The sequence below is a fragment of the Anabaena sp. UHCC 0253 genome, assembly GCF_009712085.1.
Classification (GTDB): Bacteria; Cyanobacteriota; Cyanobacteriia; order Cyanobacteriales; family Nostocaceae; genus Dolichospermum.
The window spans coordinates 189,503-204,371 of sequence record NZ_VILD01000003.1 but is presented as its reverse complement, the minus strand read 5'-3'; the positions used below and the strand labels follow the sequence as shown (position 1 = coordinate 204,371).

At 36.2% G+C, this 14,869-nt stretch carries 7 protein-coding genes and 1 pseudogene; 3 read left to right on the top strand and 5 right to left on the bottom strand.

What is annotated here, in order from left to right:
- Positions 1-231: 231 nt before the first annotated feature.
- Together FJR38_RS09235 and FJR38_RS09230 are read right to left on the bottom strand one after the other, a co-directional pair.
- Positions 232-2,259 carry a DUF4347 domain-containing protein gene (locus FJR38_RS09235; protein WP_168536638.1) on the bottom strand — a complete coding sequence of 676 codons (2,028 nt, stop codon included), beginning with the start codon at positions 2,257-2,259 and terminating at the stop codon, positions 232-234.
- An 825-nt stretch (positions 2,260-3,084) separates the two neighbouring features.
- A pseudogene (locus FJR38_RS09230) lies at positions 3,085-3,966 on the bottom strand (ISNCY family transposase); the annotation flags it as partial.
- A gap of 257 nt (positions 3,967-4,223) precedes the next feature.
- Between FJR38_RS09230 and ilvC the strand changes: the two are divergent.
- On the top strand, positions 4,224-5,219 hold the full coding sequence (gene ilvC / locus FJR38_RS09225; protein WP_168494971.1) for a ketol-acid reductoisomerase: 996 nt from the start codon (positions 4,224-4,226) through the stop codon (positions 5,217-5,219).
- Positions 5,220-5,302: 83 nt separating this feature from the next.
- On the opposite strand, the gene FJR38_RS27535 is transcribed toward ilvC, so the two are convergent.
- Both FJR38_RS27535 and FJR38_RS09215 read right to left on the bottom strand, forming a co-directional pair.
- A complete protein-coding gene (locus tag FJR38_RS27535) occupies positions 5,303-6,070 on the bottom strand; it encodes a hypothetical protein (RefSeq protein ID WP_174763944.1) in 768 nt (255 codons plus the stop codon).
- Between the two features lie 144 nt (positions 6,071-6,214).
- Complete coding sequence (locus tag FJR38_RS09215; RefSeq protein WP_168494965.1) at positions 6,215-6,385, bottom strand: hypothetical protein; 171 nt, start codon at positions 6,383-6,385, stop codon at positions 6,215-6,217.
- Positions 6,386-6,600: 215 nt separating this feature from the next.
- Here FJR38_RS09215 and FJR38_RS09210 point away from each other — a divergent pair, with 215 nt between their 5' ends.
- Positions 6,601-10,443: a DUF2157 domain-containing protein gene (locus FJR38_RS09210; protein ID WP_168536636.1), complete on the top strand. Its 3,843-nt coding sequence runs from the start codon at positions 6,601-6,603 to the stop codon at positions 10,441-10,443.
- A 192-nt stretch (positions 10,444-10,635) separates the two neighbouring features.
- Entirely contained in the window at positions 10,636-13,515 is a 2,880-nt protein-coding gene (gcvP, locus tag FJR38_RS09205; RefSeq protein ID WP_168536634.1) for an aminomethyl-transferring glycine dehydrogenase, read from the top strand.
- Positions 13,516-13,590: 75 nt separating this feature from the next.
- Here the strand turns inward: gcvP and FJR38_RS09200 are convergent, their stop codons facing one another.
- A complete protein-coding gene (locus FJR38_RS09200) occupies positions 13,591-14,256 on the bottom strand; it encodes a hypothetical protein (RefSeq protein WP_168536632.1) in 666 nt (221 codons plus the stop codon).
- Positions 14,257-14,869: the final 613 nt, after the last annotated feature.

Genomic DNA, 14,869 nt, shown 5'->3' with positions numbered 1-14,869 from the left:
AACCGTTGATTCTCTGACTCTAAGCTTTTGACTTTTAATTGTAATTGCTCTATTAGGTTTAGTAATATCTCTACTGTATGACGCATTGATTCGTCTGCAATCCCTTTTGGCTCGATGGTTTGCAGTAAATCTGATATTGATTTGTCACTCTCAATAATTTTTTGTGTCATGTCTCCCATTCTATGACACTGTGTGTACCTCGTTGCACTTATTTTCCTCTGTTACCCCTACTTATTGAGCCGATACAAGATAAGTAACTTTGAATTCATCCTTGTTGGATTCAAATTTTAATGCGTTGAGGGCTTGGAGTGAATCTAGAAAACCTGTCACAAATGCAGGTAATTCTTCAGCAGTTTCAGATATTGCTTTTTTGAGACTAGCTACATCCACAGATGGCATCTCAAAGTCAAAACCAATATCTGTACCATCAAGATTGATACCGAAGTCTGTACCATTCAAACTGCCAGCAATACTTAATTCTGTTTTGCCATCCTTCCGAATCAAATCCAGTTGAGGTTGCGACAGCACTAATTGAGTTCCGTCTGACGGATCAGCATTCCCATCTCCAAAAACTCCAGCCAGAATCTCATTGAGGGCATCTTGTATGAAGCCGCTACCCACTAGACTATTCACATCTAAGGTCAAATTATCTAAATAGGTGAGGACAATTCCCTGTGTAGATAAGGTTAAACTGGCATTACCAATTTCACCTAGTTTTGATTGGATACTATCTGGTAAGGACGTACCAGCTAAACTGGCGAGAAAATTAACGACTTCACCCGGAGAAATTTCATCAATAGAGAATTCATAAGACCGCTTGCCATTATCTTCTTTCTTAATCAGTAAACCCGGATTAGTGACGGAAAGTTCTGAGGGGAAAACATTTTCTCCTAACCCCAATTCAGACGATAACGTATTTAGGAGAGTCTGAATATTGAGAGTATCGACATAGGTGATTTTGAATTCATCAGCATTGGATTCAAAGTTTAATTGGGTACTCGCACTGAGAAGCTCAAGAAAACTGGTCGCAAATCCGGGTAATTCTCCCGCCAACTTGGAGAGGGCAGTTGTGAGGTTTTCGACATTGACTGTGGGCATTTGGAACTCAAAGCCCAGGTCTTGAACGTCAAGATTGATGCCAAAGTCTGTGCCATTCAAACTGCCAGCAATACTTAATTGTTTGCCTTCGTTGTTGTTAATTAAATCCAGTTGCGGTTGCGACAGCACTAATTGAGTTCCGTCTGACGGATCAGCATTCCCATCTCCAAAAAGTCCAGCCAGAATCTCATTGAGGGCATCTTGCATGAAGCCGCTACCCACTAGACTATTCACATCTAAGGTCAAATTATCTAAATAGGTGAGGTTAATGCCATTGCTTGCCAGCATTAAATCTACACTACCGACACTACTTAACCCTTTAAATAAATCCGCTCCTGTGAGTTGTCCCAACCCGTCCATAATTTGTCCGGCGGAGAGTTGGGAAAGTGAGAGTTCGTAATAGCTAGTATTACTAGGATATCCTTTGACTACGACTTTGGGATTTGTTGCCTCAATCTGTTGAGTGATGCTGCCTAACTTAAGTTGGCTTGCTATTTGGTTAATCGCATCGGAAATATTGACAGTCCCGTTGTAGGTGGCTTCTGTTATATCTTCCGTTGTCGTGACTGTCACATTAGGATTATTATAATTTAACCAATCAGTGATAAAGGTAGGAACTAGAATTGAAGTCGTGTCTAATACAGCCGGATAAGCGGCCATTGTTTCTGATGTAAAAGCCGGAACAAACTTCCCTTCTCCCAAGGTGACTTCTAACTCCCAATCTCCTCCTAGTGCTGCGTTGCCGGTCAAGTTAGCCGAAGCAGCAATATTTGCTCCTGTCAAAGCACGCAACTTATCAAGAAACTCTGCACCAGCATCACCCACAGCAACTTGGCAGCCGTAAATAAACAAGTTAGGTAAGACACTTCCAACTGGGGCAAACCATTGTTGTAATTGGTGGGCATACTGACCGAAAGTATCCAAATTCAGTTGAGCATTTCCCAAGTAAACACAACCAGGCGCACCGTGAGAGACAATGTGAACGGTGATAGCTTTATCTTGATATTGCTCTAGCACTGAGGTAATTTGAGCAATGCCATCTTGATTAGGTTTGAGTCTAATGACCTCTATACCCTCTAAAAGCCCAGACACTAATTGTTGTTGTGCTTCTAAGCTAGAGTCAATAAAAGCAATTTGGCGGTTATGTTGTGCGTTTGCCATGAGATTTATGATCAATGAAGGAGTAGGGATAAGAATTGAAAAGCTTATAATAATATACTATATACCGTAATCTTAATGAAATTAAACACAAACATCGGAATTTACTGTGTCTCTTTATTTGCCATGCAAGACTTAATTCCTTCTTCGATTTCTAAAATGAGCGAACGGACAGCAGAGATTTTATTTATCATTTTATTTTCCCCTGTGTGGTTGAGTAGTTTGTTTATTTGTTCTTGACCTCTTGTTTTGTATGATACACACAGGGTCAGAAATATCCAATAGGCATATTCGTATTTTCACCATGTCTTTAAATAGAGAGGACTTATTTGAAGTAGAGATAAAGAAGCAACCTTTTTTACCGTATTTGATTAATTATTATATTGAGTCTGACAGGATCATGAAATAGTCCCAAAAGCTGACAGAATCACCGTCCAACCCTTTCCAAACAAGCTTTTAAGATTCCTTGAGTAGTCATTCCTGCCGTTATTGAGGCAGCAATTCTCATTTTGAAAGAAATAAGATAAAATTCTCTTAATTTAAGTAGAAGACCTGTATCAAATTATCATTTTTTGATAGATAATTATTATCCGACCCTGGAGATAGACAGGGTTGTAAAAATCTTTAACAATCTAGACATGAAAAAATGATTTCAACTCATCAATCTAGCTGAAATTCTACGCAAATTTGTAGTTTTTTTAATAAATAACTTTCTCCTCATCCTTCAATAAATTGAAATTTTTTAACTAGAATTTGCCTTTTTAAATGGGACATATTTTCTGAAAATAAATGAGAAAAAATCCGACCAATCTTTAAACCAAATAAATTTTAATAGAGTACTAATATCATTAAAGAAAGAAGTCCGAGTTACTAATAACTCACGAAATTTCTGATAGATATAATTAACTAAATCTAAAACAGTATAAAATAAAAAAGCTAGCAAATTTAAAGACAATAATAACTCACACAAATAATTTTCTCCATGTCCAAAGTTATGCTCTAAATTATAACCGTGATTTTTAAGAACGTTATTGCCTTCATTCTCAACTTTCTATTTGCTGCGTCCAGTTTGACAATTTTTTCCACATTATTTTCAGTAATTTCATGATTAGTTATCCGATTATTTTGGGAGATAATTTTTCCTGTTTTCTCATTAATAACAGTCACTTCGCACCAATTAACTTCGAGACTTGAGTCTTCATCTTTTAAGGGGACTCTAGAAGTATAACGATAACGATAAATTAGATTTTTTGACCATCCCATTGTTTCTTTTCAATGGTTGTAACTTCTCCACTTCTTTCTAAAAATTCTAGCCATTCATGCAAAGTTTTATGTGATGTTTCCAGACAAACAAAAATAAAATTATAACCTTGTTTTAGAGCTAGTTCACAAATAGGTTGGTGAGAATACAAATCCTCTACTAAGAGGGTTGCAGCATAACCATACTTGTTTTGATGATTCTTGTTTAACCATCTTTTAACGGCTGCATTTTCACAATCTTGTTTTTGATGACCATCTTGTTTTTTTTATGAATTCTGGTGATAAATTAATCACTTGTTTTTGATTGGGCGAAACCACAATTGGTGTGACACAGCTATGAAAGTAGGTTGTAGTTCCATTTTGATGATTACGAAAATTACAATGAGGGCAATTAATTTTCTTAGATGAGAAATATTCTGTACCATCTAAAGCAATTAAAATTTCTTCATCTTCGTTGTCAGGCAATCTCTCTAATTGATTAAGTATAAATACTTAATCTTTAACCCGACTGTTTTTTTAGCCAGAGGCAATGTCTAAAAAATAGTTACTTTGTACTATATTTTTAATTCCAAAATCGGGGCTAATACTTTATTTATTTTTTTCAAAATGAGAATTGCTGAACGGACAGTGTTCCCCATTACCCAATTTGCGATACAATCAAAAGTCTGCCAATTTCACAACAACCCTTGCGGACAGGAGATGCTTCTATGGCGCGTATGTATTATGATGAAGATGCTAATTTAGACCTTTTAAAAGGTAAAACCGTTGCTATTATTGGTTATGGTTCACAAGGTCATGCTCACGCGCTGAATCTCAAAGATAGCGGTGTTAATGTCATTGTCGGATTATATCCCGGCAGTAAGTCCACAGCTAAAGCCGAAGCTGCTGGTTTGACTGTAAAAAATGTTGCAGACGCGGCTAAGGCTGCTGACTTCATCATGATTTTATTACCTGATGAAGTCCAAAAAACAATTTACAAAAACGAAATTGAACCAAATTTAGAAGCTGGTAACGTTTTAGCTTTTGCACATGGTTTTAATATCCACTTTGCACAGGTTGTTCCCCCTGCTGATGTTGATGTAGTCATGGTTGCACCCAAAGGACCCGGACATTTGGTGCGTCGTACCTACGAACAAGGACAAGGTGTACCTGCGTTATTTGCAGTTTATCAAGATGCTACTGGTAAGGCACGCGATCGCGCCATGGCTTATGCTAAAGGTGTTGGTGGTACACGCGCCGGTATTTTGGAAACCACTTTCCGTGAAGAAACCGAAACCGATTTGTTTGGGGAACAAGCAGTATTGTGTGGTGGTTTGAGTGCTTTAATCAAAGCCGGTTTTGAAACTTTGGTGGAAGCAGGTTATCAACCAGAACTCGCGTATTTTGAATGTCTGCACGAAGTCAAATTAATTGTTGATTTAGTTGTAGAAGGTGGTTTAGCTACCATGCGCGATAGTATTTCTAATACTGCCGAATATGGTGATTATACCCGTGGTCCTCGTGTTGTCACCGCCGAAACTAAAGCGGAAATGAAGAAAATCCTCAGCGAAATTCAATCTGGACAATTTGCGCGGGAATTCGTCTTAGAAAACCAAGCAGGTAAACCTGGTTTTACTGCTATGCGTCGTCAAGAAGCTGAACATCCTATTGAAGCAGTTGGTAAGGATTTACGCGCTATGTTTAGCTGGTTGAAGAAAGTGTAATTTTGGGTTATTGGTAATTGGTAATTCTTTACCTTTTACCAAGTTCTTTTTTTACGCAAAGGCGCGGAGATGAGCGCAAAGATTTAATATTCAAGTTTGAGAAAATAACGGATTCTAGCAGCTACATTTTCGACACTTTTTTTATCTGTATATTGGGGATTAATGGAAATCTCTTTCGCATTTTTGAGGAAAATTACAGCCCGATAAACCCTAGAATATTTAACTTGCTTATCTTGAATATGTAAATTAACAATATCTTCTAAGGGATACTCGATAATTTCCTTGCTACGTAAACCTTGACGTTCTATACAAACTTTATTGATACTTTTATAAAAGGTGCAGGTTGTGGCAGATGATGTTGCTAAGGAAGCGCCAGTTACTGTAATTACTAAGATAAATAAGCTGATAAATAATAGATAGCTCCGCTGATTTTGTTGTAATATCAACAAGCTTTCATTAGAATTTATGAAGCTATTAAATTTAATCACAAATTTCTCATTATCTTGATAGCTAACATGAGGTAAAAGCCGAAATTCTCCAAATTTACTGACAATAATTATCTGAAAATTTTTACTGCCTTTACTACCGATTTTTGTTTGAATGTATGCTTGTTGAGGATCAAAGATTTTGCGTTTTTCTATCCTTCCCAAAAATGCAAATTTATTTAATTCGCAGTTAATTTCTGGAGGTGCGGAACGTTTGCAGGTAAGACGCAGGGAAGTAAAATCAAAAGCTATTAAATAAATCCAAAAACTTAAACCAGCTATAAATAATATACCACCTGAGAACCAGTTGGCTATTGGTTGATGTTTAATGACTAATCTAGTCTTGGTTTCTTCTACAACTTTCATAAACTATGATTTTAATTAGGATTGATCAAGCATAATCTCACATTCTACTCTTTTAAAACATGAATAGGTGATAGGTGATTATAATGAACATTGATTCTGTTGTATTTCTCGAAGCCTTTTCATTGCTTCGTTTTGCTTTTCTATTCATCCTTGTCTTTTCGAGATATTTACCGCTTTTTGATAATCTCTGATTGCTCTTTTTTTATTTTCTAATACACAACTAACTACCGCAAGATCCATGTAAGGCTCAACTAATTCAGGATATTTATTAATAGCTTGTTTATAGTCTTGAATTGCTCCTTTGTAGTTATTCATGAAAGCTAGGAATCTACCACGTCCAATATATGCTTTGCTATTGAAAGGATCAATTTTTCCAAGTGCAGAAGATATTGGACATCCAATGGTAAATAATATCAAAGGATGTTTACAGGTCTTAATATTTACCCAGCTAGATAAGTGGCACAATATAAGCCAACATATACTAAAATCGAAACCATAATTACAAGTATATACTTATAAAGCTACAATTTATGACACAACCTTTTGATCCTTTTGAGCGATCGCAGAAAATCCCAGTTAGAGTACCATCAGATCATCCTGACTTATTGCTAGGACTAGATTATTTACTAGAACTGGGTTTAATATCTGATGATCAGGTTAAGCAAATAGCCCGACAGTACCTCGTTTCTACTGTGGTATTTACACCTCAGACTGAATCTGAACCAGAAGTAATTTTAACGCCTTCTAAACCCCCACGAAAATCGTTAGTTGCTACTTTACCACCTATACCAAAAGCACCGAAAAAACCCAGTTTTGTTAATTCGATGTTGCAATCTTTCGGTGAAGAGTTAAGTGTACGGTGGTTGCTATTTTTGGGTGTATTTTTAGTAGTCCTTTCCTCCGGTGTTCTCGCTGCAAGTCAGTGGGAAAGATTTCCCGCAGTTGGACAGTATGGAGTGTTATTTGCCTATACCTTAAGTTTTTGTGGTTTTACGATTTGGGCAGCGAAACAGAACAATTTAAGGTTAACTGCACAGACGTTATTAATTGTGACATTGTTATTAGTTCCTATCAACTTTTGGGCAATGGATAGCTTCAGTTTGTGGCAAAATCCATTGAACTTAATTGTGATGGGAATTGCTTCACTGACTCTCACATTTATTACTAATCAACTTTGCCAAAATCGCCAGATTATTACTAATTTCCCCACTGGTAAATTACCTTTAGTTAATATTATTGGTTTGAGTTATTTACATTGGGGTTGGAAATTATCAAATTTTCCTCTAATCGCTGTTTATTTAGCAATGGTAGGAACAACAGCTATTACTGCTTATAATCAATTAACCCAACCACAAGAAAATACAAATTCAGAACCTCCACAATGGGGAATTAGTTTATATTTTACCTTTCTAGTTTATGCTTTATTAACCTTACTAACAAGGGCTATTTTCCTCGGTGGAGTTAATATTACTCAATTGGGTTTAGCAATTGGAATTTGTGGCGGTTTAGTAATTTGGCTATCAGAAAAAAATATCTCTACCAATCCTCCTGTACTCTGGGAAAAGCTAGGAGGAAGTTTATTATTTTTAGGTTGGGTAGTTTCAGTTATCACTCAACCAGCCCAAGCGATTATAGTCAGTGGTTTGAGTTTGTGGTTTTTGAGTCGTCGCTTACAAAGATATAATTTAAAATTTGATTTTATCGCTATTTTTTTAATAGGTTTACAGGCAATTTGGCTAGGTTGGCGGTTAGTACCTAATGAATTACAAAGATTAGTAATTAGTACAGCTACTACTTTAACTAACTCACAAAATGAACCTTGGGCATTATTAAGTATTGCTTTATTTCCTTACATTATCTTGATGTTATGGATAACAGATAAATTACATGATCAAGAAAATCAAGAATTGGCAAATTTTGGAGAACAGCTAACTCTAACTTTAGGAATTTGTTTAACAATTATTGGTTTAGTAAATCCAACATTAAGAACAGTTAATCTTTTATTTTCTACCATTACTCTAGCTACATTTGTTCAACGTCGGGCAGCTTTTTCTCCTCCCTTGATATACCTAACTCATAGCATGGGAGTATTGACAGTTTTTTCTAGCATAAATTGGTTTTTTCCAAGTTTAAAGCAAGAGATTTGGGCAGGTATTTTATTAGCTGTGATGATAGCTGAATGGGGATTTAGCCTTGGTGAAGGTATATGGCGACGTAGTGCATGGCATATTGGTTTAGTATTAGCTGCACTTAGTTTTTCTCTATTGTGGGTAAATGCTCAAACTTATTGGTATGGTAATTGGCAAAATCAAAACTCTTTCGGAATAATTTGGTTAATTACACCTTTAGCATTGACAGGTTTAGCTATTCGTACAAATGAACCAAATCGAACTACTAATAGTTTCTTAAGTGTTTTATCTGTGGGTATTTCCCAATTATTAACTCTACCCTCACCAGGAATTAGATTAATTGGTTTGGGTGTAGGTGTAGGGGTGATGTTAATCAATACTCGCTATTTAAGAAACCAAATATATGCAGCAACAATTATTGGTTTTGGGCTAAGTTTGCTGACAGCATTATTATGGGAAGGTGTATTTGGTTTAATCCAATTAACAATATCCGGTTGGTTTATTGTTACTGCATTAACAATTCTGAGTTTATGGCTATGGCGTGGTTTTCTTTTACACAAAGGTACAGAATTAGCGACAATTTATGCAGCAGCAAGTGATAAATGGGCGATCGCATTATGTACAATAGAATTATCAGCCCTAACTCTCCACTCCAGCTTAATCTATCAAGGTATTATCAAAACAGAGTATCTCTATGTCATCACTACAGCCATAATTTTAGGATCAATTGTCTATCGCAGTTGGGGAGAATCCAAAGAATCGGCATTTTATGGAATTGGTTGGTGTTTAGAATTATTAACAGCCGAAATATTAGGATTTGGCGAACATTCAATTATAAGAATCGCTATAGCTAACATCATTTTAGGTTTAACAACTCAGCTATTTGGGGAATGGTGGCGACGAAAACATCAATTACAAATATTACCCAATAGTTTCCATATTCTCCCCCTCATTTATGGTGCATTTAGCATCATTTTCCGGTTAACTACATTTGCCGATTTTACAGGTTTTTGTTCTTTGGGTGTAGCCTTAATTTTAATTGGTGTAGGAAGACGAAGAGAAGCATTTAAACCACTCCTTTATTTTGGCATTATTGGCATATCAATTTCTGCCTACGAACTCCTATTTTATCAAATGTCCCTATCTTCAGGAGGGGCTTTAGGTGATGGATTAATTGCTATGTCAGCCCTTGGTACTAGCATCATGTATGCTTATCGTATCCTCACACCTTGGCTGATTAGTTACCTTTGTCTAACTCCAAGAGAAATCAAAAATATTGCCCATCTCCATTGGTGTTGGAGTAGTATTTTATTCCTTTCTGCTATTACTTTACCTATCCAACTTAACTTATCTATAGTATTAGGAACAGGATTGTTTTTAGTTCGTTATGCTATTTGGCAAGGCAGAGAAAATGCGGAAGAAACAAATCAGGAAATCTGGGTTTATTTTGGTTTAGTAGAAGTAGGAATGATTGGTTTTTATTTGCAGAAATTACCAATAGGACAATTATTATCTGCACAATTTCTACCTTGGAATGGCGCAATATCTTGCCTATTTGCCTATTTCCTATATATCCTACCTTGGCAAAGATTAGGTTGGTCAAAAACACCTTGGCAACGCACAGCATACATCCTACCATTAATCATTTTAGCAACAACGGGACTACAAACTTATCCTATTACTTTAGTTATAGTTGCTGCTTACTATGTCTTTTTAGCCAAAACTGCAACACAAATCCGTTTTACATACATCAGTTTAGTATTAATTGATTGGGCATTATTTACTTGGTTTAATGATTTAAACCTCAGAGATTCTCTCTGGTACATTACACCCATAGGTTTATCTTTACTATATATTGCCCAGGTAGATGAACAACTAAAATTATCAACATCTAAACCCCTGCGTCACAGTTTACGAATATTAGGAAGTGGGTTAATATGCGGTTGGACAATTTTGTTTTATCAAAACCTGCCTTTTATCCCCGGTATTTTTAGTCTGATTACCATTTTCGCCGGTTTAGGTTTAAAAATCCGCGCCTTTCTCTATGTTGGTACAGCTACTTTTTTCATTACTAGCATTTATCAATTAGTAATTTTTAGCCTCAGTTATTCTTTCTTAAAATGGATTGTTGGTTTATTCGTTGGTATTTTGTTAATTTACATTGCTGCTAACTTTGAAACTCGACGTACCCAAATTACAGCCTTACTTCGCAGTATGAGCGATGAATTTGCAAATTGGGATTGAAGAGAGATCCAATACTTATTACTTAAGGGAGAAAAGAATGTAGAGACGTTCCATGGAGTGTCTCTACAAGTCTCTACAAGGCTTTGAAACTATGCAAATTTAATTTTCACCAGATGTCTATTCTAGAAAAACCCTAATTTTTTAGAGTAATCATTACAATATATTAATATATTAGAACACGGAGAACCATTAGTGGTAGCTAATCCCCCTCGTACTCGCCATATTCTGGCTGATAACAGTCAGAAATTAAGCAGCTTTGCTCAAAGACACATCGGACTAAACTCTGATGATATACAGCAAATGCTAGAATTATTAGGTTTGACCAACCTTGAAGACTTAATTGATAAAACAGTACCCCAAGCAATTCGCTTTCATCAAGAACTAAAATTACCAGCAGCACAAAGCGAATATGCAGCACTAGCAAAACTAAAACAAATAGCCGACAAAAATCAAGTTTATCGCTCATTTATTGGCATGGGCTATTATGACTGTATTACTCCTGCTGTAATTCAACGTAATATTCTTGAAAATCCCGGTTGGTACACAGCTTACACCCCTTATCAACCAGAAATTGCCCAAGGACGTTTGGAAGCATTGTTAAATTTCCAAACTATGATCATAGACTTAACCGGGTTAGAAATTGCTAACGCTTCTTTATTAGATGAAGCGACAGCAGCAGCAGAAGCCATGAGTATGAGTTATGGTATCTGCAAAAATAAATCACATAACTATTTTGTATCCCGTGAATGTCATCCTCAAACCATTGATGTATTGCAAACAAGAGCTAAACCTCTTGGTATAAATATCATTATCGGTGATCATCAAACTTTTGATTTCACAGAAACCATTTTTGGGGCAGTTCTTCAATATCCTGCAACTGATGGTACTATTTACGATTACCGCAATTTTATCACAAAGTCCCATGCTCAGGGTGCATTGGTGACTGTAGCCGCAGATCCTCTCAGTTTAACATTACTCACACCCCCCGGTGAATTAGGGGCTGATATTGCCGTAGGTAGCACCCAACGCTTCGGAATTCCCTTGGGATTTGGGGGACCACACGCTGCTTATTTTGCCACCAAAGAAGAGTATAAACGGCTAGTTCCTGGACGAATTGTGGGAGTATCAAAAGATATTCATGGTAAACCTGCATTACGTTTAGCTTTGCAAACCCGTGAACAGCACATTCGCAGAGATAAAGCTACCAGTAATATTTGCACAGCCCAGGTATTATTGGCAGTAATGGCGAGTATGTATGCAGTTTATCATGGTCCAGATGGACTAAAACAAATTGCTGAAAATATTCATGAACTTACTGCAACTTTAGCAGCAGGATTGAAAAAGTTAGGTTATAAAATCAGTTCGGAAAACTTCTTTGATACCTTGCGGGTAGAATTAGGAAATACCAAATTAGAAGCAATTCTCGACGCTGCAAATGAGAGAAATATCAATTTACGAATTTTTGATAATTCAACTATTGGTATTTCTTTAGATGAAACTACCACAGAAGTAGATTTAATAGACATTTGGCAAATTTTTGCTCTGAAAGATGAATTACCTTTTACTGTGGAAGAATTACCAATTTCTAATTATCAATTATCACGAACAAGTAATTATCTCACCCATCCAGTTTTTAACCGTTACCATTCAGAAACTGAATTGTTGCGTTATTTACATCAACTAGAAACCAAGGATTTATCATTAACAACTTCAATGATTCCCTTGGGTTCTTGTACCATGAAGTTAAACGCAACTTCGGAAATGATTCCTGTAACTTGGGCAGAATTTGGAAAAATTCATCCTTTTGCGCCAATTTCCCAAACTAGAGGTTATCAAATTCTGTTTCAACAATTAGAAGCATGGTTAGGAGAAATTACAGGTTTTGCCGGAATTTCCTTACAACCAAATGCTGGTTCTCAAGGTGAATATTCTGGACTTCTGGTAATCCATGAATATCATCAAAGTCGCGGAGAAGGACATCGCAATATTTGTTTAATTCCTCAATCTGCTCATGGAACAAATCCCGCGAGTGCGGTAATGTGTGGAATGAAAGTTGTGGGAGTTGCTTGTGATGATCATGGTAATATTGACGTTGAGGATTTAAAAGCCAAAGCTGAAAAACATAGCCATGAATTAGCAGCTTTAATGGTGACATATCCATCAACTCATGGGGTATTTGAAGAAGCAATTCAAGAAATTTGTGCTGTCATTCATAGTCACGGTGGACAAGTTTACATGGACGGGGCTAATATGAATGCCCAAGTAGGTATTTGTCGTCCTGGTGATATTGGTGCAGATGTTTGTCACTTGAACTTACACAAAACTTTCTGTATTCCTCATGGTGGTGGTGGTCCCGGTATGGGTCCCATTGGTGTTGCTTCTCACCTTGTGCCGTTTTTACCAGGACATTCTGTGGTGAGAATGGGTGGTGATTTGGGTGCGGTTTCTGCTGCACCTTGGGGTAGTGCGAGTATTTTGGTTATTTCTTGGATGTATATTGCCATGATGGGTGCAAATGGCTTAACTAAAGCAACCAAAATTGCAATTCTTAATGCTAATTACATCGCTAAGAAATTAGAGTCTTATTATCCGGTTTTGTATCAGGGAAAAAATGGTTTAGTAGCACATGAATGTATTTTAGATTTGCGAAGTTTGAAGAAATCAGCGCAGATCGAAATTGATGATATTGCGAAGCGGTTAATGGATTATGGTTTTCATGCACCTACTGTTTCTTGGCCTGTTGCTGGGACAATTATGGTTGAACCAACAGAAAGTGAATCTAAACAGGAATTAGATAGATTTTGTGATGCTTTGATTGCGATTCGTGAGGAAGTTGCCGCAATTGAATCTGGTAAAATGGATATTCACGATAATCTTTTGAAAAATGCTCCTCACACTGCGGAAAGTTTGATTATTGGTGAGTGGAATCATGGTTATTCCCGTGAACAAGCTGCTTATCCTGCAAGTTGGAATAAGGAATATAAGTTCTGGCCAAGTGTGGGTAGGATAGATGCTGCTTTTGGGGATAGGAATTTTGTTTGTTCTTGTTTACCGATGGAGGCTTATAGTTAGTTAATTGTAGGGTGCGTTAATTAAATGTAACGCACCATTTTGATTATCAATTTTAATTGTTTATTATAGACGGGTTTAAACAACATTATTAATGCTAATTTTTGATACAATATGCTTTCTAGTTTTTTTTAGAAATCCTAAAGCGAGTATGGACACAAATAATGTGGGGATAGTCCCGCTTGGTTCTGGGACTGAAGTAGCGTTTACATCAGCAGGTTGTTGAAAGGAGTTTGAATAAGTTTCACCATTACTATGTAACTGAACAGGACGAAATGTAATTTTAGAGTATGTAGCTCCTGTAAACCCATTAGAATTCATTACTTGATTCTGCTGCCCTGAAAGTGCATTAAAGTAATTCCCCTCATAATTACCATTTAACAAAAAACCAATATTCCAATCTTGAGACACAGCAAAAAAATTTGCATCAATTAATGTATCATTAAGCACTGTAAAGCTATTTTGATATATTGTGAAGGGAATTGTTTTAAATACAGAAAAACTCTTATAGGGTATACCAATGAGAGCATCAGGATAAGATGTAATAGCAATCTCATATGCTGGGCTAGTACCATTTGTTTGTGGTAGAGCTATAAAACCAGTAACAGTACCAGGTATACGATCACTAGAACCTACATTACTAACGGTTGAAAAGGAAAAACTGAATACTGCTGCGTGTGCTGGAGACGCAATACTAGCGATCACACTAGCAACAACTAAAGGTAATAAACAAGATAGTTTCATAAAAATTATTATCCAAATAACAGAAAAAAAGATTGATTAGTTTTGAGAAATTACCACTAATATTTAATTAATCATAACATTGCAATCACTGATTTCGTAAAATTGGTTAATGAAATGTAACATAGTGCGATCGCTTATCTTGTAGCTTAGATTAAGGAACGCAACCCAACATCATGAAAATATCTGATTCATATTTTTTGTCTGAATCAGGATGTCCAGGATTTTAGGATTTTCAGGATTGTGATTTGTAAGTTATTGGTGGGAATATAAATTTTAATTGTCAGAATCAGGATGTCCAGGATTTTAGGATTTATAGGATTGTTATTGATGAATTGTCTGTGAATATTGAAAAATGATAATTACAATCACAGGATATTATCTATCATCCAAAAGTTCCCATTCTTCCTAAACAATAAAAGATGACATCCTGTACATCCTCTAATCCTGGTTATCCTGATTCTGACAGATTGTTATTGATGAATTGTCTGTGAATATTGAGATATTATAAAATACAGTTACACCAACACTCAACAAATAACAACAAATAATTTAACGGATAATTTATTATCTAACATCCTAAAATCTGTACTTCCCATAGACAATGAAACAACAA

Coding starts and splice junctions, on each gene's coding strand:
- FJR38_RS09235 (WP_168536638.1), bottom strand. CDS start 2,259: ATGGCAAACGCACAACATAACCGCCAAATTGCTTTTATTGACTCTAGC.
- ilvC (WP_168494971.1), top strand. CDS start 4,224: ATGGCGCGTATGTATTATGATGAAGATGCTAATTTAGACCTTTTAAAA.
- FJR38_RS27535 (WP_174763944.1), bottom strand. CDS start 6,070: ATGAAAGTTGTAGAAGAAACCAAGACTAGATTAGTCATTAAACATCAA.
- FJR38_RS09215 (WP_168494965.1), bottom strand. CDS start 6,385: ATGAATAACTACAAAGGAGCAATTCAAGACTATAAACAAGCTATTAAT.
- FJR38_RS09210 (WP_168536636.1), top strand. CDS start 6,601: ATGACACAACCTTTTGATCCTTTTGAGCGATCGCAGAAAATCCCAGTT.
- FJR38_RS09200 (WP_168536632.1), bottom strand. CDS start 14,256: ATGAAACTATCTTGTTTATTACCTTTAGTTGTTGCTAGTGTGATCGCT.